Source organism: Streptomyces sp. NPDC093111 (assembly GCF_040683955.1).
Taxonomy (GTDB): domain Bacteria; phylum Actinomycetota; class Actinomycetes; order Streptomycetales; family Streptomycetaceae; genus Streptomyces.
On sequence record NZ_JBFBNW010000005.1, the window covers coordinates 357,243 to 379,581 of the forward strand.

General features: G+C 73.6%; 17 protein-coding genes. 9 read left to right on the forward strand and 8 right to left on the reverse strand.

The genetic code is table 11. The annotated features are described in order from the left end of the window. The first annotated feature begins 73 nt into the window (after positions 1-73). Positions 74-526 carry a hypothetical protein gene (locus AB0Q96_RS11015; RefSeq protein ID WP_365323904.1) on the forward strand — a complete coding sequence of 151 codons (453 nt, stop codon included), beginning with the start codon at positions 74-76 and terminating at the stop codon, positions 524-526. Positions 527-834: 308 nt separating this feature from the next. Further along, entirely contained in the window at positions 835-4,302 is a 3,468-nt protein-coding gene (locus AB0Q96_RS11020; protein WP_365324068.1) for a M28 family peptidase, read from the forward strand. Between the two features lie 80 nt (positions 4,303-4,382). Here the strand turns inward: AB0Q96_RS11020 and sph are convergent, their stop codons facing one another. Continuing rightward, positions 4,383-5,378: a sphingomyelin phosphodiesterase gene (sph, locus tag AB0Q96_RS11025; protein WP_365323906.1), complete on the reverse strand. Its 996-nt coding sequence runs from the start codon at positions 5,376-5,378 to the stop codon at positions 4,383-4,385. 173 nt (positions 5,379-5,551) lie between these two features. On the opposite strand from sph, the gene AB0Q96_RS11030 reads away from it, so the two are divergent. Further along, positions 5,552-6,040 (forward strand): hypothetical protein, encoded by a 489-nt coding sequence (locus tag AB0Q96_RS11030; protein ID WP_365323908.1) that lies wholly within the window; start codon positions 5,552-5,554, stop codon positions 6,038-6,040. A gap of 142 nt (positions 6,041-6,182) precedes the next feature. Continuing rightward, positions 6,183-7,088, forward strand: coding sequence for an oxygenase MpaB family protein (locus AB0Q96_RS11035; protein ID WP_365323909.1), 906 nt, complete (start codon positions 6,183-6,185; stop codon positions 7,086-7,088). On the opposite strand, the gene AB0Q96_RS11040 is transcribed toward AB0Q96_RS11035, so the two are convergent. The 6 genes from AB0Q96_RS11040 to AB0Q96_RS11065 form a co-directional block, all read right to left on the reverse strand. Continuing rightward, the gene (locus AB0Q96_RS11040; RefSeq protein ID WP_365323911.1) at positions 7,057-8,427 is read right to left on the reverse strand and encodes a GH1 family beta-glucosidase; all 1,371 of its coding nucleotides are present in this window, start codon (positions 8,425-8,427) and stop codon (positions 7,057-7,059) included. The genes AB0Q96_RS11035 and AB0Q96_RS11040 overlap by 32 nt on opposite strands. Before the next feature lie 53 nt (positions 8,428-8,480). Beyond that, complete coding sequence (locus tag AB0Q96_RS11045; protein WP_365323913.1) at positions 8,481-9,308, reverse strand: carbohydrate ABC transporter permease; 828 nt, start codon at positions 9,306-9,308, stop codon at positions 8,481-8,483. Further along, the gene (locus AB0Q96_RS11050) at positions 9,305-10,219 is read right to left on the reverse strand and encodes a sugar ABC transporter permease (RefSeq protein ID WP_365323915.1); all 915 of its coding nucleotides are present in this window, start codon (positions 10,217-10,219) and stop codon (positions 9,305-9,307) included. The genes AB0Q96_RS11045 and AB0Q96_RS11050 overlap by 4 nt, the downstream gene beginning before the upstream one ends. A gap of 181 nt (positions 10,220-10,400) precedes the next feature. Beyond that, complete coding sequence (locus AB0Q96_RS11055) at positions 10,401-11,690, reverse strand: extracellular solute-binding protein (RefSeq protein ID WP_365323917.1); 1,290 nt, start codon at positions 11,688-11,690, stop codon at positions 10,401-10,403. A gap of 175 nt (positions 11,691-11,865) precedes the next feature. Further along, positions 11,866-12,891 (reverse strand): LacI family DNA-binding transcriptional regulator, encoded by a 1,026-nt coding sequence (locus AB0Q96_RS11060; RefSeq protein WP_365323919.1) that lies wholly within the window; start codon positions 12,889-12,891, stop codon positions 11,866-11,868. Positions 12,892-13,023: 132 nt separating this feature from the next. Continuing rightward, positions 13,024-14,559, reverse strand: a complete 1,536-nt coding sequence (locus AB0Q96_RS11065; protein ID WP_365323920.1) for a M1 family metallopeptidase — start codon at positions 14,557-14,559, stop codon at positions 13,024-13,026. Positions 14,560-14,761: 202 nt separating this feature from the next. On the opposite strand from AB0Q96_RS11065, the gene AB0Q96_RS11070 reads away from it, so the two are divergent. Continuing rightward, on the forward strand, positions 14,762-16,774 hold the full coding sequence (locus AB0Q96_RS11070) for a Xaa-Pro dipeptidyl-peptidase (RefSeq protein ID WP_365323922.1): 2,013 nt from the start codon (positions 14,762-14,764) through the stop codon (positions 16,772-16,774). Beyond that, positions 16,771-18,075, forward strand: a complete 1,305-nt coding sequence (locus AB0Q96_RS11075) for a M14 family metallocarboxypeptidase (protein ID WP_365323924.1) — start codon at positions 16,771-16,773, stop codon at positions 18,073-18,075. The genes AB0Q96_RS11070 and AB0Q96_RS11075 overlap by 4 nt, the downstream gene beginning before the upstream one ends. A gap of 281 nt (positions 18,076-18,356) precedes the next feature. Here AB0Q96_RS11075 and AB0Q96_RS11080 read toward each other — a convergent pair whose 3' ends face one another. Continuing rightward, entirely contained in the window at positions 18,357-19,364 is a 1,008-nt protein-coding gene (locus tag AB0Q96_RS11080; protein ID WP_365323926.1) for an FAD-dependent oxidoreductase, read from the reverse strand. Positions 19,365-19,474: 110 nt separating this feature from the next. Here AB0Q96_RS11080 and AB0Q96_RS11085 point away from each other — a divergent pair, with 110 nt between their 5' ends. The 3 genes from AB0Q96_RS11085 to AB0Q96_RS11095 are packed head-to-tail and all read left to right on the forward strand — an operon-like array spanning position 19,475 to position 22,283. Beyond that, entirely contained in the window at positions 19,475-21,112 is a 1,638-nt protein-coding gene (locus tag AB0Q96_RS11085; RefSeq protein ID WP_365323928.1) for an ABC-F family ATP-binding cassette domain-containing protein, read from the forward strand. After that, a complete protein-coding gene (locus AB0Q96_RS11090; protein ID WP_365323930.1) occupies positions 21,112-21,879 on the forward strand; it encodes a 2-phosphosulfolactate phosphatase in 768 nt (255 codons plus the stop codon). The genes AB0Q96_RS11085 and AB0Q96_RS11090 overlap by 1 nt, the downstream gene beginning before the upstream one ends. Next, positions 21,876-22,283, forward strand: coding sequence for a hypothetical protein (locus AB0Q96_RS11095; protein ID WP_365323932.1), 408 nt, complete (start codon positions 21,876-21,878; stop codon positions 22,281-22,283). Before AB0Q96_RS11090 ends, AB0Q96_RS11095 begins: the two co-directional genes overlap by 4 nt. The last annotated feature ends 56 nt before the right edge of the window (positions 22,284-22,339 follow it).

Genomic DNA, 22,339 nt, shown 5'->3' on the forward strand with positions numbered 1-22,339 from the left:
GCGGGGGAGAGGGGCGGGCTGCCGCTAGAGTCAGGCGGCTGTTCGAATTCGCTTGGCTGGTGGGGGGAAGAGGATGCAGGCGCAACTCAGGGAGAAGGCCGCCGAGTTGGCCGCGGTGCTGTGGAAGGAGCACACCGTCTACCGCGAGCGCGGGGGCGGGGTGGTCATCCGGGGTGAGCACGTCCGGCGGTGGATCAGTCTGGCGCCGACCGGCGGCAAGGACCAGGCGCTGGTGCGGGCCGGGCGGATCCTGGACGGGGGGACGACCGCGCCCGCGCGGCTGGAGGCCGTCGTGGACCTGTCGGCGGGGACGTTCGAGCTGGCCGCGGTCTGCCGCCGGCTGCTCGCCGAGACGGCCGCCGAAACCGGGCCGTCCGCGCCCGCCACCGCCCGTCGGGCCCGCGCGGCGAGGGCGCCGCGCCCGCGCAAGGGCCGGCACACCGGCTTCGGCTCCTGGGTGGCGCTGCTCTGCGTCGCGGGCGTCGTGGCCTTCTGGGCCTACAGCGTCTTCGGTTCGCTCTACTAGGCGCGTGGCGCGGACGGAGGCCCCGGATCCCGGAGACCCCGGATCCCGGGGGATCCGGGGCCCGGGCGGGGGCGGTCGTGCGGATGAACGGGTCCGCCGGCTCCGTCCGGGCTGGTGGGGGCGGACCGGAACCGGCCGTTTCCGGTGGCGCGAGGGGTGCGGTCGGCGGGTCATAACGCGGGTCTTATGCCCGTAGGGATGACCCCATCTCGTCATGTCCACGCCCATACTCGGCGGCGATGACACCCGAACCCCCACGATCGGAGTGCACGTTGCAGCCCACCAGATGGACGGCGGCCGTGACAGCGATGGCGCTGTCCGCGAGCCTCGTCGGTGCCCTCGCCGGAACGGCGTCGGCGGCCCGGCCGGCACCGGCCCAGAAGGACAGCCCCGTGACCCGCGCGGTCGCGGCCGCGGACCTGGCAGTCGACAGCGGTCTCGACACGCTGGTCAACTCGGCCCAGGAACAGTACGAGCGACGGCTCGTCACCCCTTGGGTGAAGGACCTCTACTCGGTCTCGTACGAGCGCAGCTATCGCGGCCTGCCGGTCGTCGGCGGCGACGCCGTGGTCCTCGCCGACGGTTCCGGCAGGATCCGCGCCCTCCAGTCCGCCTCCTCCGCGCGCATCGACGTGGCGACCCGCCCGTCGGTCACCGCGAAGCGGGCCGAGACGGCCTCGCGGAAGAGACTGGCCTCGGTCGACGAGGTCGAGAGCAGCCGACTGGTCGTCCGCCTCAAGGACGACAAGCCGGTGCTGGCCTGGGAGACCGTGCTCCGCGGCCGTACCCGGACCGCGCCCAGCAAGCTGCACGTCTTCGTCGACGCCCGGACCGGTGCCGTCGTCGACAGCTACGACGACGTGGTGGCGGGCACCGGCAACAGCAAGTGGAACGGGCCCGGCCCGGTCGCCCTCGACACCACCGCCTCGGGCTCCACCTACTCCCTGCGCGACCCGAACCGGACCGGTCTGAGCTGCGCCGACTACAGCACCAACGCGGTCTTCTCGAAGTCCTCCGACGCCTGGGGCACCGGCAACCCCACGAGCAAGGAGACCGGCTGCGTCGACCTGATGTTCGCCGCGCAGAAGCAGTGGGACATGCTCGGCCAGTGGCTGGGCCGCAACGGCGTCAACGGCAACGGCCGCAGCTTCCCCGGCAAGGTCGGGCTCAACGACCTCAACGCCTACTGGGACGGCAGCTCGGTGACCATCGGGCGCAACAGCGCCAACGAGTGGATCGCCGGCGTGGACGTGGTGGCCCACGAGTACGGGCACGCCATCGACACCAACACCCCCGGCGGCACCAGCGGCCAGGAGGCCGGGCTCGGCGAGGGCACCGGTGACATCTTCGGCGCGCTGACCGAGGCGTACATCAACCAGCCGGCCCCCTACGACGTCCCCGACTACACGGTGGGCGAGGTCATCAACCTCCAGGGCAGGGGCCCGATCCGCAACATGTACAACCCGCCGGCCGTCAACAACGACCCGGCCTGCTACAGCTCGGCGATCCCCGGCACCGAGGTGCACGCCGCCGCGGGCCCGCTGAACCACTGGTTCTACCTGCTGGCCGAGGGCACCAACCCCGGCGGCGGCAAGCCCAGCAGCACCACCTGCAACCAGAGCACCCTGACGGGCGTCGGGATACAGTCCGCCGGCAAGATCTTCTACGGCGGCATGCTGCTCAAGACCAGCAGCATGAGCTACAAGAAGTACCGCACGGCGACGCTCAGCTCCGCCAAGTCGCTCGACGCGACCTGCGGCCTCTTCCTCAAGACGAAGGCGGCCTGGGACGCGATCAGCGTGCCCGCGCAGACGGCCGACCCGACCTGCACCCCGAGCGGTCAGAACGACGACTTCTCGATGTCGCTGAACCCCTCCTCCGGCACCGTCCAGCAGGGCGGCTCCGCGACCACCACCGTCGGCACCGCCGTCACGACCGGCGTCGCGCAGTCGGTGACGCTGAGCGCCACCGGCCTGCCCGCCGGGGTGACCGCCTCCTTCAACCCCGCGACGGTGCAGTCCGGCCAGTCCTCGGTGCTGACCCTGACCGCCACCTCCAACGCGGCACCCGGCACGTCCACGGTCGTCGTCAAGGGCCAGGGCACCACGCTGTCGCACACCACCGACTACACGCTCAACGTCGGCGGAACCCAGCCCGGCAACGACCCGCCGGACGTCGACGTCGCCAACGTGCAGGCGCACCTGGCCCAGTTCGGCACCATCGCCGCCCAGAACGGCGGCCACCGCCGCGCGGGCAGCGCCGGATACACCCAGTCGCTGGCCTACGTGAAGGGCAAGCTGCAGGCCGCCGGATACACGGTGACCGAGCAGAACTGCACCTCCTGCACCTACCCGTCGAACAACCTGATCGCCGACTGGCCGGGCGGCCCCGCCGACCAGGTCGTCATGTTCGGCGCGCACCTGGACGGCGTCTCGGCGGGCCCCGGCATCAACGACAACGGCTCCGGCTCCGCGGCCCTGCTGGAGAACGCGCTCGTCCTCGCCCAGAAGAACCCGACGATGACCAAGCACGTGCGCTTCGCCTGGTGGACCGACGAGGAGCAGGGGCTCAACGGCTCCGCGTTCTACGTCAACCGGCTCACCGCCGCGCAGCGCGCGACCATCAAGGCCTACTACAACTTCGACATGGTCGGCTCCACCAACGGCGGCTACTTCATCAACAACCTCAACTCCACCGCCGCCGCGCCCCTCAAGGCGTACTGGACCTCGCTGAACCTGGCGCCCGAGGAGAACACCGAGGGCCAGGGCCGCAGCGACGACTACTCCTTCCAGCAGGGTGGCGTCGCGACCTCCGGATACGCGGCCGGCGCGAGCGCCCGCAAGACCGCGGCGCAGGCCCAGAAGTGGGGCGGCTCCGCCAACACCGCGTACGACTCCTGCTACCACAGCGCCTGTGACACCACGGGCAACATCAACGCGACGGTGCTGAACCGCAGCTCCGACGGGATCGCCTACGCCCTCTGGAAGCAGGCCGTCGGCGGCACCGCCCCGGCCCAGGACTTCTCCGTCGGCGTCAGCCCGTCCGCGGGCAGCACGGCCCCCGGCGGGTCCGTCTCGGCGACGGTGAACACCGCCACGGTGAGCGGCGCCGCCCAGACCGTGGGCCTCTCCGTCTCCGGCGCGCCGGCCGGCGTGACCGCCACGCTCAGCCCGACGTCCGTCCAGTCCGGGGGCTCCTCGGCCCTGTCCGTCCAGGTCGGCGCGAGCACCACGCCCGGCACCTACACCCTGACGGTCACCGGCTCGGGCACCGTCAGCCACACCACCACGTACACGCTGACCGTCACGGGCGGTGGCGGCTCCTGCACGCCGCGCCAGCTCGTGGTCAACGGCGGCTTCGAGAGCGGCAGCGGTCCGTGGAGCGCGAGCGCCGGCGTGATCACCAACGACTCGCGGCAGGCGGCGCACGGCGGCAGCTACAAGGCGTGGCTGGGCGGAAGGGGTTCCAGCTACACCGAGAACGCCGCGCAGTCCGTGTCCATCCCCTCGGGATGCGCCTCGTACCGGCTCTCGTTCTTCGTGCACATCGACACGGACGAGACCGAGAGCGTGGCCTACGACGTGGCCACGGTCAAGGTGGGCGGCCAGCAGGTGGCGTCCTACTCCAACCTGGACGCGGCCACCGGCTACGTCGAGAAGTCGTACGACCTCTCGTCCTTCGCCGGCCAGACCGTCACCCTCGGGTTCACGTCGGTGGAGGACCAGTCCCTCCAGACCTCGTTCGTCCTGGACGACGTGTCGATCCAGGTGAGCTGAGACCCGGCGCCCGTCCGAACCGGAAGCCCGGCCCCCCGACGAACGGGGGCCGGGCTTCCGGCGGTCGCGCGCCCGGGCGGTCAGTTCGCCGCGTACGCCGTCACCGGGTAGTGGTCGGACAGGTTGCTGTACGTGTAGCTCTGGCCCCAGCTGGAGACGGTCCAGGGCGCGCTCCGCTCCAGGACCACGTTGTTCGTCCAGCCGGCCGGGCGGGCGTTCCCGGCGCGGTACAGGACGTAGTCGAGGTCCTCGCGCGGGTCGGTCGGGTAGCGGTAGTTGGCGATCGAGTTCTGCGCCGTGTCGAAGGAGTACGGGTGGCCGGTGCGGGCGTCCGCGCCGACCAGGCCCGCGTCGGTGAGCATGGTCGCGTACTCGGGCGTGTGCGAGTCCACGTTCATGTCGCCCGCGACGATCACCTCCTCGTCCGCCGGGATGTTCTTGGCGTCGAGGAACGCGTCGATGGTCCTGAACTGGCGGCTGCGCATCTGCGCCGCCTCGCCCGCCGAGCAGCCCGGGTCGGTCGACTGCGCGTGGGTGCCGACGACGTGCACCTTCGTGCCGTTCACGTCGAGGACCGCGTAGACGAAGCCCTTGTTCGACCACCAGTCCGCGCCGCACGCGTCCTTGTAGACGTACTGCTCCTTGCGGACCACCGGCCACTTGCTGAGCAGCGTCACCCCGCCGTCCTCGGGGGTGGTGGCGGAGTAGGAGCCGCCGGTGGCGTCCCAGCCCGACTTCGAGCGGCCCACGACGGGGGTCTGGTACGGGTACTGCCCGGCGGCGTTCGCCTTGAGCGCGTCCGAGGCGGAGTTGTCGAAGGCCTCCTGGAGCACCACGACGTCGTTGCCCTGGAAGAAGGGCGCGGCGGGGATCGCGGCGGCCCGGTGGTCCTGGCCCCAGTTCGGGTAGAGGTTCTTCGACATCAGGAAGGTGTTGTACGTCAGCACCTTCAGCCGCGGGGTCGTCGCGGCGGTGTCGGCCGCCGAGGCGGCCGGCGCGACCGCGGTGAGGGTGGCGGCGGCGAGCGCGACGGACAGGGCCGCGCCGGGGATCCGGCGGAGCGAGGAGAACGGCACTGGGAACTCCCGTGAAAGTATGGGGGCTGGAGGACCGGCGCCGCACATCAAAGCAGCCGTAGTTACCTTCCGGTAGCCGTTGGATGCCGCGAATCTTGCGTGACTCGCACGAACGCGCCAACTCTCGGTCAATAGCCCGAATTGCCGCTTTCGCGATTAGGTAGGATGCGCCCATGACCCTCGCGCAGAACTCGCAGATCTTCGACATGGACCTCGGTCCGCTCAACCCGGTGTGGGCCGAGCTCATCATCGGCTTCGTGATCTTCGGCATCACCTTCCTGATCCTCGCCAAGGGGATCCTCCCGAAGATCAACCGCACGCTCACCGAGCGTGAGGACGCCATCGAAGGCGGCACCGAGCGCGCCGACGACCTGCGCGGCGAGGCCACCGCGATCCGCGAGCAGTACGAGGCCGAGCTGGCCGAGGCCCGCCACGACGCCGCCCGCATCCGCGCCCAGGCCACCGAGGAGGGTGCCGCCGCCATCGCCGCCGCCCGCGCCGAGGGCCTGCGCGAGCGCGAGGCCATCCTGACCGCCGGCTCCGAGCGCATCGCCACGGAGCGCGCCGCCGCCGAGCGCGAGCTCACCTCCGACGTCGACGCCTGGGCCCACGCCCTGGCCGGCCGCATCGTCGGCGAGCCGGTCGGCGCCGACCGCGCCTGACGCACCACGCGCACGCCCGTACGGGGCCGCGCCCCGGGCCCACCCGCCCGGGACGCGGCCCCGCGTCATGTGCGCCCCGCCCGCCCTTGCCCGCGCGAGCGGACCCGGGCAGCCTGAGAAGCGAGAGCGAGAGGACGTACGCGTGCCCCAGCGAACCGAGCCGCAGCAGGAGAGGGAGCGGCGGACCGACCCCGCCCCGCCCCCCGTCGGCGGCGTCCTGTGGACCGTCGCCGGAGACGTCCGCGCCCTGCTCATGCTGCCCGCCGCGCTCACCATGCAGGTGGCGCACCCCGCCATCGGCGCCGGTGTCGACGCCCACTCGGTCTTCCGCACCGACCCCTGGGGCCGCGGCGAGCGCTCCCTGCGCTCGCTCCAGCTCTGGATCTACGGCGGGGAGGCCGCCGCCGAGGAGGGGCGCCGGCTGCGCGCGCTGCACAAGGACATCCAGGGCACCGACGCCCACGGGCGCCGCTACCACGCGCTGAACCCCGCCTACTACGCGTGGGTGCACGCGACCGGCTACCCCGTCTACCGCCACGGCCTGCGCTACCTGGCCCGCCCCCTCACCGAGGCCCAGGACCGGGCGCTGTACGCCGAGTGGCTCCGGGTCGGCCGGGTGCTCGGCATCCACGACCGGGACATGCCCCGGACGATCGAGGAGTTCTGGCCGTACTACCGCCGGGTCCTCGCCGAGGAGCTGGAGGCCACCGTCGTCGTCCGCGAGCTCCTCGCCACCGACCTGCCCGTCCCGGCCCCCGACCGCGGCCCGCTGCCCGTACGGCTCGTCCTGAAGGCGCTGTGGCCACTGCTCCGCGGACCGTTCCTGCGGGCCCGGGCCTTCCTCACCGTCGGTCTCATGCCGCCGGACGCGCGCGAGGCGATCGGTCTCGCGTGGACGGACGACCAGGAGCGGCGCCTGCGCCGCCTCGCCCGGGTCGTACGGGCCGTGGTGCCCGTACTCCCCGAGCGGCTGCGCTACCTGCCGATGGCCCGGGAGGCGCGCCGTGCGGCCCGGCTCACCGGGACGGCAGCCCGCTCCGGGCGATGACCTCCCCGTACCAGCGGAAACTGTCCTTCGGCGTGCGGCGGCCGGTCGGGAAGTCCACGTGGACGATCCCGAACCGCCTGCCGTAGCCGTGGGCCCACTCGAAGTTGTCCAGCAGCGACCACAGGAAGTACCCGCGCAGGTCCACCCCGTCGGCCAGTGCCCGCCGCGCCGCCGCCAGGTGCGCCGCAAGGTAGGCGACGCGCTCGGGGTCGCGCACCCGGCCCTCCGGATCCGCGTAGTCGTCGTACGCGGCCCCGTTCTCCGTGATCAGCAGCGGTACGTCCGGTAGCTCGTCCCGCAGCCGGACCAGCAGCTCGTACAGCCCGTCCGCGTCCACCGGCCAGTCCATCGCCGTGCGCGGACCCGGCAGCGGCACGAAGCGCACGTGCCCGGCGGCGCCCGGCCACGGCGACGGCGTCGCGGAGGTGCCCGCCGCGACCACGGCCGGGGCGTAGTAGTTGACGCCCAGCGCGTCGATCGGCGCGGCGATCGCGTCGAGGTCGCCGTCGCGCACGAAGGACCAGTCCGTGAGGGAGGCCGTGTCGGCCACCAGGTCGGCGGGGAGCCGCCCGTGGAAGACGGGATCCAGGAAGATCCGGTTGCCGACGGCGTCGATCCGCCGGACCGCGTCCCGGTCCTCCGGGGAGTCCGTGGCCGGACGCAGCGCGTGCAGGTTGAGGGTCAGCGACACCTCGGCGGAGGCCGGCAGCGCCGCCCGCAGCGCCCGCACCCCGAGACCGTGCGCCAGGTTCAGGTGGTGGGCGGCGCGCAGTGCGGCCCGGTCGTCGGTGCGGCCCGGGGCGTGCTCCCCGGAGCCGTACCCGAGGAAGGCCGCGCACCACGGCTCGTTGAGCGTGGTCCAGGTGGACACCCGGTCGCCCAGCGCCTCCGCCGTGCGCCCCGCGTACGCGGCGAACCGCTCGGCCGTCTCGCGCTCCGGCCAACCGCCCGCGTCCTCCAGCTCCTGCGGCAGGTCCCAGTGGTAGAGCGTGGCGACCGGCCGGATCCCGGCGTCGAGGAGCTCGTCGGCCAGCTGCCGGTAGAAGTCGAGACCCTTCTGCGAGAGCGGCCCCCGGCCGCCCGGCAGGACCCGCGACCAGGAGACCGAGAAGCGGTAGTCGGTGAGGCCGAGCCGGGTCATCAGGGCGATGTCCTCGCGCGACCGGTGGTAGTGGTCGGTGGCGGTGTCGCCGGTGTCGCCGTTGCGCACCTTGCCCGGGGTGCGGCTGAAGGTGTCCCAGATCGACGGGGTGCGGCCGTCCTCGGCCGCGGCCCCCTCGATCTGGTAGGCGGCGGTGGCCGAGCCCCAGCGGAAGCCGGCGGGGAAATGAGCGTTCATGAGCGGAGTACTCCCGGTATCGGAGGAAGGGCACGGAAGGCGGCCCGCGCGGCTCAGCCCTTGACGGCGCCCTGCATGATGCCGCCGACGATCTGCCGGCCGAGCAGCCCGAAGACCAGCAGGACGGGAAGGGTGCCGAGCAGGGTGCCCGCCATGACCACGGACTGGTCGTGGACGTAGCCGCCGCCGAGCTGGCGCAGCGCGACCTGCACGGTCGGCTGCTGCGAGGAGAGCGCGACGATCGGCCAGAAGAAGTCGTTCCAGGCGCTCATGAAGGTGAGCAGCCCCAGCACCGCCATCCCGGGGCGGGCCACCGGCAGCACGATCGCCCAGAAGATCCGGGCGGTGGACGCCCCGTCGACCCGGGCCGCCTCGATCAGCTCGTCCGGCAGCGACTGCACCAGGAACTGGCGCATGAAGAAGACCCCGAAGGCGGACACGAGCCCCGGCAGGATCACCGACTGGAGCTGGTTCACCCAGCCCAGCTCGGCGATCAGCATGAACAGCGGGATCACCCCGAGCTGCGGCGGGATCATCATGGTGCCCACGGTCAGCGCGAGCAGCGCGCCCCGGCCGCGGAAGCGCAGCTTGGCGAAGGCGAACCCGGCGAGGGTGCAGCACAGCACCGTGCCGACGGTGATCGAGCCGGACACCAGGAGCGAGTTGAGCAGCGCCCTGCCGATGTCGGCCTCGTCGAGGACGGCCGCGAAGTTGGGGATGAGGCGCGGCCCCGGCAGCAGGCTCGGCGGCACCTTCGCCAGGTCGGCGTTGGAGCGGCTCGCCGCCACCACGGTCCAGTAGAAGGGGAAGGCCGACACGAGGAGGGCGAGCACGAGGACGGCGTACGTGACGGGCCCGCCACGACCGGACCGGGCCCTCACGCCGTCACCCCCGAGGTCGCATCGGCGCGCGAACGGCGGCGCGCGATCAGGGCGTTGGCCCCGACGAGCAGCAGGATCAGCAGGAACATCAGCCAGGCGACGGCCGCCGCCCGGCCCAGGTGGAAGAAGCCCCAGCCCTGCTCGTACAGGTAGAGCCCGAGGGTCTGGTACTGGTGCGAGATGCCGCCCGAGACCGATCCCTCGAAGAGCAGCGGCTCGCCGAAGAGCTGGGTCGCGCCGATCGTCGAGACGACCACCGTGAACACGATGGTCGGCCGCAGCCCCGGCAGGGTGACGTGCACGAACTGGCGCAGGCGCGAGGCGCCGTCCATCTCGGCGGCCTCGTACAGCTCGGCGGGGATCGACTGCATCCCCGCCAGGTAGATCAGGGCGTTGTACCCGGTCCAGCGCCACACGACGATCGAGGAGACCGCCACCTGTGAGGCGAAGGTGCCGTCCTGCCAGTCCACCGGCCCCAGGCCGGCCGTCGACAGCAGGTAGTTGACCAGGCCGAAGTCCCGCCCGAAGAGCTGGGCGAAGACGAGCGTGGCGGCGGCGACGGAGGTCGCGTACGGCAGCAGCATCGCCGTGCGGAAGAACGTCCGCCCGCGGAGCCGGTAGTTGAGCAGGTGCGCGAGCCCGAGCGCCATCAGGAGCTGCGGCACCGTGGACAGGGCGCCGATGACGACCGTGTTGCGCAGCGCCCGCCAGAAGAACTCGTCGGTGAGCAGGGCCGTGTAGTTCCCGAAGCCGCGCCACTCCATCGTGCCGGGCGTCTGGAGTTCGACGCGGTGGAGGGAGACGAAGGCGGTGTAGAGGAGCGGGAAGAGCCCGAAGGCGGCGAAGAGGGTGAAGAACGGCGCGAGGAAGGTGTACGGGGACACCCTGCGCCACAGCCGGGTGAGGGTCACGGGGCGGGCCCTTCGACGGGGTGGGTGGCGGGACTCGGGGAGGGGCGCGGGGAGGGGCGCGGGAGGGTGCCGGGCGCGGGCGAGGGGGCGGCGCCCGAGGCGCACCGGGACGGGCGCCGGGACGGGCGCCGGGGGAGCGGCGCCCGGGCCACGGCCGGGGGCGCCGCGTGGGCGCCCCGGCTCACCCGATGGCGTTCTCGACCCCCTTGCGGGCGTGCGACCAGGCATCCTCGGGTGCCGTGCCCTTCCGCTCGACCTCGCTCAGCGCGTTGGTGATCTGGTCGGCCACGTTCTTGTCGTGCACGCCGAGCACCTGCACGGGCGCGGCCTTCGCCGCCTCGCCGAAGAGGCGGCCGATCGGGGCGCCCGAGAAGTACGGGTCGGTGGCGTCGGCGACCTGGGCGATGGCCCCGGTGGAGGACGGGAAGTTGCCCCGCTCGCGGAAGAGCCGGGCCTGCTGGGCGGGGGCGGTGAGCCAGCGGATCAGCTCGTACGCCTCCTTCTTGTGCGTGGCCGCGCGCGGCACGGCGAGGAAGGAGCCGCCCCAGTTCCCGGCGCCGCCGGGCAGCTTCGCGATGTCCCACGTGCCCTTGCCGGCCTCGCCGGCCTGCCCCTTGATGTAGCCGAGCATCCACGCGGGACAGGGCAGGGTGGCGAAGGAGCCGGCGGAGAAGGCCTGGTTCCACTGCGGGGACCACTGGTCCAGCTTGGCGCTGAGCCCGTCCTCGGCGGCCTTCACCGAGGAGTTCCAGGCGTTGCGGACGGCGGGGCTCTCGGCGTAGACCAGCTTGCCGGAGGCGTCGTAGTAGCGCTCCTTCTCCTGGCCGACCATGACGGTGTAGAGACTGCCGACGCTGTCGATCCAGGCGCTCTTGCCGGGTGCCTTCGCCTGGTACCGGCGGCCGAGCTCCAGGTACCCGTCCCAGGTGGACCACTTCGCGGCGAGCTCGGTGCGGTCGGTGGGCAGTCCGGCCTGCCGGAGCAGGTCCGTCCGGTAGCACATGGCCTCGGGCCCGACGTCGGTGCCGAGGCCGAGCACGGCTCCGTCCGGGGCGGTCCCGGCGGCCCAGGTGGCGCCGGCGAACTCGCCCTTCAGGGCCTGGGCCCCGTACTTCCGCAGGTCCTCGAAGCGGTCGCCCTGCTGCTGGGTGACGGAGGCGATCCGTCCCACCTCGACGGCCTGCACGTCGGCGAGCCCGCCGCCGCCGGCGAGCCGGGTCTGGAGCGACTTCCAGTAGTCCTGCTCGTCCTCGGTGTCGGTCTGCTTGATGACGATCCCGGGGTGGGCCTTCTCGTACTCCGCGTAGAGCCTGGCCTCCTGGTAGCCGAAGGACCCGAAGAGGTCGACGGTGATCTCCACCTCGCCCCCGGCGGAGTCCGCCCCGCCGCCCCCGCCGGACGAACACCCGGCGACCAGCGCCCCGACGAGAACGGCCGCGGCGGCGGCTCGATGAACCCGGACCGTGCGCATAAGGGGGCCTCCCTTGGCTCCTCCGTCTTGAGAGCGCTCTCAGGACGCGTGAGGAGCGTGCCCGTCCGGTCGGGTTCCCGTCAAGAGTCGAACGCGTAACGGGTGGGAGGAGGAGGCGAGTTGGAGCTCGGCCCGGAGCGGACCGGGCGTCCCGGGGTGGGCCCCTGGCGGCGGCTCAGGCCGAGGCGCGCCGGACCAGGTCCGTCGGGGTGACGAGGGCCTCGACGCGCTCGCCGTCCAGCGTGCGCATGAGCTGACGGACCATCAAACGCCCCATGCCCTCGATGTCCTGACGGATCGTCGTCAATGGAGGGGAGGTCGTCTCCGCCACCGCGGGCATGTCGTCGAAGCCGACGACGGCCACGTCCTCCGGGACCCGCGCGCCGCGCTCCCGCAGGACCTCCAGGGCGCCCGCCGCCATCAGGTCGTTGGCGGCGAAGACCGCGTCGAGGTCCGTCCGGCCGTCCAGGAGCGCCGCCATCGCCCGGGCGCCGCTCTCCCGGGTGAAGTCGCCGTCCGCGATCAGCGCCGGGTCGGTGTGCGGGAGTTCGTCGCGGTAGCCGTGGAGGCGGTCCAGGGCCGAGGTCTGGTCGCGCGGGCCGGCGATGTGGGCGATGCGGTCGCGGCCGAGGGAGCGCAGATGGCGGACGGCGGCGCGGGCGCCGCCCCGGTTGTCGCAGTCGACGTACGGCACCTCGGGCCGGCCGTCGGGGCCGGTCCAGCCGGGCCGGCCGCCGAAGACCGTCGGGAGGTGGGCCCGGCGGATGATCGCGGGCAGTTCGTCGTCGTCGTGGAGCGAGAAGGCGAGCGCGCCGTCCACGTGCCCGCCGCCCAGATAGCGCGCGATGCGCTCGTGGTCGCCGGAGTCCTCCACCCACAGCAGCACCAACTGGGTGTCGTGGGCGCTCAGTTCGCGGCTGATACCGCGTACCTGACGCTCGAAGAACGGGTCCGAGAAGATCCGGAACTCCGGCTCGGCGATGATCACCGCGACGGCCCCGTTGCGCCGGGTCACCAGGGTGCGCGCGGCGTGGTTCGGGATGTACCCGAGCTCGTCGACGGCCTTGCGGACCTTCTCCACCAGCGCGTCGCGCACGCCCGCGCCGCCGTTCACCACCCGGGACACGGTCGCCCGGGAGACGCCCGCCCGCGCCGCGACCTCTTCCAGGGTGGGGCGCCCACCGGGCACGGTTTCGCTCAAGGCCGGCTCCTCGGGGCGTCACGGCGTTTCGGTACTGACGCCACGAGGGTAACCGGTCGGCCCCGCACGCCCGCCGTGCCCTTCCCGCCGGCGCGGGGAAGGACACGGCGAGCCGTCGGCCGGGCACTCGGCTCAGTGCCGGTCGTTCTCGTGGATCGTGTTCGTCTCCGCGATCTTCTTCCACGACCTGGGCTGCGCGGGCTTCGCCGCCGCGCCCTTCGCCGAACGCGCCGCCGGGGCCGCCGCGGGAGCCTTCAGGCCCGCCTCGGCCGCCGCCGGGGCCGCCGGCTTCACCGGCTGGTAGAGCCAGGTGTCGAAGAGGCCCGCCAGCGGCTTGCCGGAGACCTTCTCCGCGTACTTCACGAAGTCGGCGACCTTGGCGTTGCCGTACGCGTGCTCCTGCGGCCAGCCCTTGAGGATCGCGAAGAAGTCCTCGTCGCCGACCTCGTTGCGCAGCGCCTGCAGGGCCAGCGCGCCCCGGTCGTACACGGCGGCGTGGAACTGGTCGTCGGCGCCCGGGTCGCCCGGCTTCACGGTCCAGAACGGGTCGTCGGCCGCGCGCGTCCCGTACACGTAGTCCGCGAGCTCCTGCGCGGTGCCCTCGCCCTCCTTCTCCGACCACAGCCACTGGCTGTAGCGGGCGAAGCCCTCGTTGATCCAGATGTCCTTCCAGTCGGCGACGGAGACGCTGTCGCCGTACCACTGGTGGGCCAGCTCGTGGACGACCACCGAGACGTTCGCGCCGTTGGCGAACTGACGCGGGCTGTAGAACGGGCGGGTCTGCGTCTCCAGGGCGAAGCCGCTCGTCACATTCGGGACGTAGCCGCCGAGGGAGTTGAAGGGGTACGGGCCGAAGACCGACTCCAGCCACTCCGCGACCTCGGTGGTGCGCTCGACGGAGGCGCGGGCCGCGCCGGCGTTGTCGCCGAGGTCCTTGCTGTACGCGTTGAGGACCGGCAGGCCGTTCGCCGTCCGGTCCGTCGTGATGTCGAACTTGCCGACCGCCAGCGTGGCGAGGTACGTGGCCTGCGGCTTGTTGGAGCGCCAGTTGAAGCGCGTCCAGCCCAGCTTCGAGGACTGCGACTGCAGCACGCCGTTGCTGATGGCCTGGTGGCCGTCCGGCACCAGCACGGAGACGTCGAAGGTCGCCTTGTCGCGCGGGTGGTCGTTGGACGGGAACCACCAGACGGCCGAATCCGGCTCCTGCGCGGCGACGCCGCCGTCCGGGGTGCGGGCCCAGGCGGACCAGCCGCCTATCTTCACCTCGGAGGGCTTGCCCGCGTAACGGACCACGATCGAGACCGACTTGTTCTTCTCCAGCGGCGTGGCCGGAGTGACCTCCAGCTCGTGGTCGCCGGAGGTGGCGAACTTCGCGACGCGCCCGTTCACCCGCACCTCGCTGACCTTCAGGCCGAGGTCGAGGTTGAAACGGGACAGGTTCTGCTTGGTGGTGGCCACCAGCGTCGCCGTGCCCTCCAACAGGTCCGTCGCCGGCTGGTACTTCAGCCGCAGGTCGTAGTGGGAGACGTCGTAGCCGCCGTTGCCGCTGGCGGGGTAGTAGGAGTCGCCGATGCCCGGGGCGCCCGGGGTGAAGTCGGCGGCCGATGCCGGGATCGCCAGCAGCAGGCCGGCCGCGAGGGCGCTCGGAACGATGATTCTGCGGTGCACGGGTGCTCCCCAAGTCGTAAGAATCGTAAGACGCGCGGGTGGTCGTCGGTCCTTAGCGACCCTATTCAGCCTCCCCACGGGCCGTCACGTCCAGAGCACCCCCCGTCACATGATCGCCATTCGGCCGACATGAACCCCCCGCACCTGATGCCCCGTGCGGCACTCTTTTGCTGGGTGGCCGGCGGACGGTACCTTCCGCCCCATGCCGATACGTGTGCGGAGAACCCGTCGAGCTCGTCTGTCGTGCAGAACACTGGCCGTCGCCGCCGCGGCGGCCCTGCTGGCCGCCTTCGCCCCGGCCGCCGGGGCCCAGCCGGCCGGCGCCCAAGGTGCCGCCGGCGTACGGGAGTCCGCGCCCGTCTACTCCTACGCCGACGCCGTCCGCGAGTCCGTCTGGGTCGACACCGGCCTCGACGCGGACGCCGACGGAAGCGCCGACCGGGTGGCCGTGGACATCGTCCGGCCCCGCGAACCGGCCGCGGCCGGCCGGAGGATCCCGGTCATCATGGACGCCAGCCCCTACTACGCCTGCTGCGGCCGGGGCAACGAGGGCCAGCGCAAGACCTACGACGCCGACGGCAACCCCGTCCAGTTCCCGCTGTTCTACGACAACTACTTCGTCCCGCGCGGGTACGCGTTCGTCGCCGTCGACCTCGCCGGCACCAGCCGCTCCGACGGCTGCGACGACGTCGGCGGACGCTCCGACGTCCAGTCCGCCAAGGCCGTCGTCGACTGGCTCAACGGCCGCGCCCGCGGCTACACCACCCGCACCGGCACCGACCGGGCCCGCGCCACCACCTGGTCCACCGGCAAGGTCGGCATGATCGGCAAGAGCTGGGACGGCACCATCGCCAACGGCGTGGCCGCCACCGGGGTCGAGGGCCTGCGCACCATCGTCCCCATCGGCTCGATCTCGTCCTGGTACGACTACTTCCACTCCCAGGGCGCCCCGCTCTACGACGCCAACCCCACCTGGCTCGCCGACTACGTCAACAGCCCCGACGCCCAGGCCCGTTGCGGCGCCGTCCAGGAGCGGATCGCGAAGGCCACCCCGTACAGCGGCGACTGGACCCCGGCCTGGAGCGAGCGGAACTACGTCGCCGACGCCCGGAAGGTGAAGGCCAGCGTCTTCGTCGTGCACGGACAGCAGGACCTCAACGTGCGCGCCAACCAGTTCGGCCAGTGGTGGGACGCCCTCGCCGCGAACGGCGTCGAGCGCAAGATCTGGCTCTCCCAGACCGGCCACGTCGACCCCTTCGACTTCCGGCGCGCCGACTGGGTCCGCACCCTGCACCGCTGGTTCGACCACTACCTCCTCGGCTACGACAACGGCATCGACCGCGAACCGATGGCCGACGTCGAGCGCGCCCCCGACCGCTGGACCACCGACCGCGTCTGGCCGGCCCGCGGCACCGCGACCACCGTGCTGCGCCCCACCTCGGGCGACGCCCCCGGCGTCGGCGGCCTCGACCGCGTCCCCGCCCCGCGCGGCGCCACCGAGACCTTCACCGACGACCCGGCCCTGAGCGAGCTCGACTGGGCCGCCGACATCGACCGCACCACCCCCGCCAAGGCCGGGTTCAGCACCGCCCCGCTCGCCCGTGACCTGCGCGTCTCCGGATCCTCCACGGTCACCGTCACGGCCACCCCGACGACGTCCAGCGCCCACCTGAGCGCCGTCCTCGTCGACCTCGGACCCGACACCATCCGGGCCTACGCGGAGTCCGGCGAAGGCATCAGCACCCTCACCGACACCAGCTGCTGGGGCGCGAGCACCCCGGGCGACAGCGCCTGCTTCAAGGAGACGAAGGCGCGCACGGCGGACGTCGGATACACGGTGATCAGCCGCGGCTGGGCCGACCTCGGCACCTGGGCCGACCCCCGCCAGGGCCGACCGCTCACCCCGGGACGCGCGTACACCATGACGCTGAAGCTGGCGCCCACGGACCACGTCGTCCCGGCCGGACACCGCCTCGCCCTCATCGTCGCGGGCACCGACAAGGACCTCCTCGACCCGCCGTCGACGCGGCCCACCCTCACCCTCGACCTGGCCCGCACCTGGGCCCGGGTGCCGCTGCTCGGCGGAGCCGGGGCCTTCGACCGGGCGACCGCCGGTGACCTCGCGCGGACCGGCCGCGTTCAGCCCGGTGACGCCCCGGCCGGCCCCGCCGCCCCCGCGCGGACCGGCGCCCCGATCCCCCGTGAGGCCCGATGACCCGCACCTCCCGCACCCGACGGCGCGCGCTCACCCTCGCGGTGGGCGCCGCCGCCCTGGCCCTGCCCCTGCTCGCCACCCCGACCGAGGCCGCGGGCGGCACGCCCCCGCCGCCGCCCCCCAGGACCGGGTTCGAGACCAGCGACGGCGCCCGGTGGACCGGCGAGGCGGAGGAGCGCTCCTTCCTCGCCGCCGTGGACCGGGGCAGCCCCCGCCTGTCGGTCCGCGTGATCGGCACCACGAAGCAGGACCGCCCGCTGCACCTCGCCACCCTCGGCACCGGCGCCACGACCGTGCTGCTCATCTGCTCCCAGCACGGCGACGAGCCCGCCGGCCGGGAGACCTGCCTGAGCACCGTGCGGGACCTCGCGTACGCCCGGGACGCGGCGACCCGCCGCTTCCTCGCCCGGACGACGCTCCTCGTCGTCCCCACCGCCAACCCCGACGGCCGGCAGGCCGACACCCGGGGCAACGCCGACGGCGTCGACATCAACCGCGACCACCTGGCCCTGCGCACCGCCGAGACACGGGCGCTGGCCACCGTCCTGCGGGACCGGCGCCCCGAACTGGTCTACGACCTCCACGAGTACGGGGCCACCCCGCCCTACTACGACAAGGACCTGCTGGCCCTCTGGCCGCGCAACCTCAACACCGACCCGCGCGTCCACGCCGAGTCCCGCACCCTGTCCGAGACGTACGTGCGCCCCGCCGGCGTCCGTGCCGGCTTCGGCACCGGCATCTACGGCATCTGGACCGACCCGCTCACCGGCGAGCCGGTCAAGCAGGTGGCGGGCGACGGACAGGAGCGCATCCTGCGCAACACGGCGGGCCTCAAGCACGCCGTGGGGCTGCTCGTGGAGACCCGCGAGGACGCCCGCGACCAGGCCGAGCGGGACGACCCGGCGCTGAACCACCGCCGCCGGGTCACCACCCAGAAGGCCGCCCTCAAGGGCCTGTTCGGCTACCTGGACGGCCGCCGCGCCCCACTCGCCACGGCCACCGCCCTGGCCCGCCTCACCGGCTTCGCCGACCGGGGCCCCGTCCTCCTCGGCGGCGCCGACAACGACCCCGCCGAACCCTCCGAGATCCTCCGCGACCCGCCCTGCGCCTACCGCCTGACGCCCACTCAGTACGGCGAGTTCAAGGACGAGTTGGCGCTGCACGGCATCGTCGTACGGGAGCGCGGCGACGGCGGCGCGGTCGTTCCGCTCCGCCAGTCGCGGCGCGCGCTGGTGGCGCTGCTGCTCGACCCGGGCGCCGCGTACGGGCTGACTCGGGGAGAGCCGATGGAGAGCTGTTGAGGAAGCGGTGACGGGCGGCGTCGCGGCCGGATCCCTCGATCGCCCCGGGCTGACGTGACGATCGGCCCGGGGTGACCCGAAGATGGCCGCGGGCTGACCCGACGATCGCCCCGGGCTGACCCGACGCCCTGCCCGGTCCCGTGCCCGGTCGTGCCGGGACCTGCCTGGTCGTGCCCGGCCCTGCGTGGTCGTGCCGGGACCTGCGTGGTCGTGCCGGGACCTGCCCGGCCGTGCCCGCCCGTTCCCTCGGAACGGGCGGGCACGGCCGCTGTCGCCGCCCCTCACCCCCCGGCGACCAGCTCCGCCGCCCGCTCCGCGCACCCCCAGGCGACGGTGACCCCCGCCCCGCCGTGCCCGTAGTTGTGCACCAGCAGCCCGCCGCCCGGCAGCGCCTCCGCCTCGATGCGCACCCCGCCTGCCCGCGCGGGCCGCAGCCCCACGCGGTGACCCAGGATCCGGGCGCCCGCGATCTCGGGCCGGATCCGGGCGCACCGCGCCACGATCCGCGCCGCGGTCGCCGGGTCGGGCTCCAGGCTCGCCGTGTCCTCCTGCGCGGTGCCACCCAGGATCAGCCGCCCCGGCTGCGGGAAGAAGTACGTCGTCTCGTCGGCCGCCCCGTCGGCGGCCGTGAACCAGGTGTCCACGCCCGGGTTCTCCACCAGCACCAGCTGCCCCCGCACCGGCCGCAGCCGCGGGTCCGGGACCAGCTCCCGCGCCGCGAGCCCCGTGCAGTCCACCACCACCCGCGCCTCGGCGGCGGCCTCCGCGAAGCCGCTCCCCGTCACCACGCGCCGCTCGAAGGAGCCGCCCAGCTCCTCGAACCGGGTCCGCAGCCAGGCCAGGTGCACCGGCATGTCGATCAGCGGCAGGCGGGCGGCCAGCCCCACCGCGTACGGCCCCGGCACCTCGTCCGGCGGCAGCTGCCGCAGCCCCTCGACCTCCTTCGCCCAGGCCCCGAGCCCGTCGAGGACGGTGTCCGCGTGCACGCCCGCCACCAGGCGCACCCCCGTCGCCGACGCGTCGGCGGCCAGCTCCTCGTACCGGCGCAGCGAGGCGAGCGACCAGGCGCCGACCTCCGCCTCCGGCTCGATCCGGTACGGCCACCACAACGCGCCCGCCACCGCCGAGGTCGTCGCCGTCACCGCGTCCCGGGACCAGACCCGGACCCGCAGCCCCCGCTCCGCGAGCCGGATCGCCGTCGTCAGCCCGACGACCCCGCCGCCGACCACGACCACACCGCTGTCCCCGTCGCCGGTCCTGGCGCCGGCCCCGCCCCTGTCACTGTCCATGGCGGGACCGTACCGACCGGGGAAGGCCCGCGCGTACGGAACGGCGACGGAATCCCCGCCGGACGCTCGTGCCACCCCCACTCCCGCCCTCACCTAGGATTCATTCCCTGATGACTGCCACCCTCGTCGCCAAGAACCTCGCCGCCGGCCACGGCGACCGCTCCCTCTTCTCCGGGCTCGACCTCGTCGTCGCCCCCGGGGACGTCATCGGCCTCGTCGGGGTCAACGGGGCCGGGAAGTCCACCCTGCTGCGCCTGCTCGCGGGCCTCGACACCCCCGAGGACGGTGAGCTGCGCCTCTCGCCGCCCACCGCCGCCGTCGGGCACCTCCCGCAGGAGCCGGAGCGGCGCGAGGGCGAGACCGTGCGCGCGTTCCTGGCCCGCCGCACCGGGGTCGCCGCGGCGCAGACCGCGATGGACGAGGCCACCCAGGGCCTCGTCGACGGCACGCCCGGTGCCGACGACGCGTACGCCGTGAGCCTGGAGCGCTGGCTCGACCTCGGCGGCGCCGACCTCGACGAGCGGGCCGAGGAGGTCGCCGGCTCCCTCGGCCTCACCGTCGGGCTCGACCAGCCGATGACCGGCCTCTCCGGCGGCCAGGCCGCCCGTGCCGGCCTCGCCTCCCTCCTGCTCTCCCGCTACGACGTCTTCCTCCTCGACGAGCCCACCAACGACCTCGACCTGGAGGGCCTGGAGCGCCTCGAAGGCTTCGTGCAGGGGCTGCGCGCGGGCACCGTCGTCATCAGCCACGACCGCGAGTTCCTCACCCGCACGGTCACCAAGGTCCTCGAACTCGACCTCGCCCAGCAGCAGATCACGCTCTACGGCGGTGGCTACGAGGCCTACCTGGAGGAGCGGGACACCGCGCGGCGGCACGCCCGCGAGGACTTCGAGGAGTACGCCGACAAGAAGGCCGCCCTGGAGGGGCGCGCCCTCATGCAGCGCAACTGGATGGACAAGGGCGTCCGCAACGCGCGCCGCAAGTCCTCCGACAACGACAAGATCGGACGCAAGCTGCGCGGCGAGTCCAGCGAGAAGCAGGCCGCGAAGGCCCGCCAGACGCAGCGCATGATCGAGCGCCTGGACGTCGTCGACGAGCCCCGCAAGGAGTGGGAGCTGCGCATGGAGATCGCGGCGGCCCCGCGTTCCGGCGCGGTCGTGGCCACCCTGCGGGAGGCCGCGGTGCGCCGCGGCGACTTCTCCTTCGGGCCGGTCTCCCTCCAGGTCGACTGGGCCGACCGGGTCGCGATCACCGGCGCCAACGGGGCCGGCAAGTCGACCCTGCTCGCCGCGCTGCTCGGCCGGCTGCCGCTGGACTCCGGCGACGCGTCTCTCGGCCCGGGCGTCGTGGTCGGCGAGGTCGACCAGGCCCGCAAGCTGTTCTACGGCACGGAGACCCTGCTGGAGGCGTTCTGCGCCGCCGTCCCCGAGACGGAGCCGGCCGAGGTCCGCACGCTGCTCGCCAAGTTCGGCCTCAAGGCGGAGCACGTGCTGCGGCCCGCGACCACGCTGTCGCCCGGCGAGCGCACCCGGGCCGGGCTCGCGCTGCTCCAGGGCCGCGGGGTCAACCTGCTCGTCCTCGACGAGCCGACCAACCACCTGGACCTGCCCGCGATCGAGCAGCTGGAGTCCGCCCTCGACTCGTACGACGGCACCCTGCTCCTCGTCACCCACGACCGGCGGATGCTGGACGCGGTCCGCACCACCCGGCGCGTCGAGGTCGCCGACGGCAAGGTGACGGAGCTCTGATGACGGCCTCCTTCGGGTGGCCGGCCGCCGGGCAGGGGGTCTCCTTCGGCTGGGGGCCCGTCGAGGCCCGGGCGCTGGCCCCGGCCGCCGCCTGCGTGGTCGTCGTGGACGTGCTGTCGTTCACGACCGCCGTCGGCGTCGCCGTCGAGGCGGGCACGGCCGTCCACCCGTACCGGTGGCGGGACGCGCGCGCCGCCGCGTACGCGCGGGAACGGGACGCCGTCCTCGCCGTCGGACGGCGCGAGACCACCGAGGCCCACCCGTGGTCGCTGTCCCCGGCCGGGCTGCGGGCCGCGCCCGCCCCCGCCCGGCTGGTGCTGCCCTCCCCGAACGGCTCCACCATCGCGGTGGAGGCCGCGGCCGGCCGGGCCACCGTGGTCGCCGCCTCGCTGCGCAACTGCACCGCCGTCGCCCACTGGCTCGCCGCGCGCGGCTACGGCTCCGCCGAGCGCCCCCTCGCGGTCGTGGCCTCCGGCGAACGGTGGCCGGACGGCTCGCTGCGCCCCGCCCTGGAGGACCTGCTGGGCGCGGGCGCGGTCCTCGCCGCGCTGCGCGCCGCCGGGCCGCACACCCTGACGCCCGAGGCGACCGCGGCGGCCACGCTGTGGGACGCCACGGAGGACCCGGCCGCCGCCTTGCGGGGCTGCGACTCGGGCCGTGAACTGTACGCGTACGGCTGTCCGCAGGACGTGGAGGTGGCCGCCGAGATCGACTCCTCCGCCACCGTCCCCGTCCTGGTGGACGGCGCATTCCAGGAGGCACCATGACCGACGACGCCCGCGTGACCCGCTTGATCGGGATGCTCGACGACCTCGAAGCCGACATCGACGAGACCATCGACCTCGCCGACGCCCTCGCGGCCTCCGGCGACCTCGGCCTGCTCCCGCGCCTGGAGTCCGAGCTCGACCGCGCGCTCGCCGACCGCAACGCCTACGCCCGCGAGCTCCTCGGCGGCGTCATCGCGGCCCTCGGCGGCGCCGACCGCCTCCCGGTCCTGATCCGGGCCTCCGCCGTCGACCTCGGCGATGACCAGGACGGCCTGGCCGCCGAGATCGTCGATCTGGTCCAGGCCGACCCGGACACCGCCCGCAAGCTGCTCCGGCCGCTGACGGAGGACGACGACCTGACGGTCGCGAACCGGGCGGACTGGGCGCTGCGCTTCGTGCCGTAGCCCTGCCGAGGGGATACGGCGAGCGGATACGCCGAGCGGATACGCCGAGGGGGCCC

Coding starts and splice junctions, on each gene's coding strand:
- AB0Q96_RS11080 (WP_365323926.1), bottom strand. CDS start 19,364: ATGGACAGTGACAGGGGCGGGGCCGGCGCCAGGACCGGCGACGGGGAC.
- AB0Q96_RS11015 (WP_365323904.1), top strand. CDS start 74: ATGCAGGCGCAACTCAGGGAGAAGGCCGCCGAGTTGGCCGCGGTGCTG.
- AB0Q96_RS11020 (WP_365324068.1), top strand. CDS start 835: ATGGCGCTGTCCGCGAGCCTCGTCGGTGCCCTCGCCGGAACGGCGTCG.
- AB0Q96_RS11070 (WP_365323922.1), top strand. CDS start 14,762: ATGCCGATACGTGTGCGGAGAACCCGTCGAGCTCGTCTGTCGTGCAGA.
- AB0Q96_RS11055 (WP_365323917.1), bottom strand. CDS start 11,690: ATGCGCACGGTCCGGGTTCATCGAGCCGCCGCCGCGGCCGTTCTCGTC.
- AB0Q96_RS11030 (WP_365323908.1), top strand. CDS start 5,552: ATGACCCTCGCGCAGAACTCGCAGATCTTCGACATGGACCTCGGTCCG.
- AB0Q96_RS11095 (WP_365323932.1), top strand. CDS start 21,876: ATGACCGACGACGCCCGCGTGACCCGCTTGATCGGGATGCTCGACGAC.
- AB0Q96_RS11090 (WP_365323930.1), top strand. CDS start 21,112: ATGACGGCCTCCTTCGGGTGGCCGGCCGCCGGGCAGGGGGTCTCCTTC.
- AB0Q96_RS11085 (WP_365323928.1), top strand. CDS start 19,475: ATGACTGCCACCCTCGTCGCCAAGAACCTCGCCGCCGGCCACGGCGAC.
- AB0Q96_RS11040 (WP_365323911.1), bottom strand. CDS start 8,427: ATGAACGCTCATTTCCCCGCCGGCTTCCGCTGGGGCTCGGCCACCGCC.
- AB0Q96_RS11075 (WP_365323924.1), top strand. CDS start 16,771: ATGACCCGCACCTCCCGCACCCGACGGCGCGCGCTCACCCTCGCGGTG.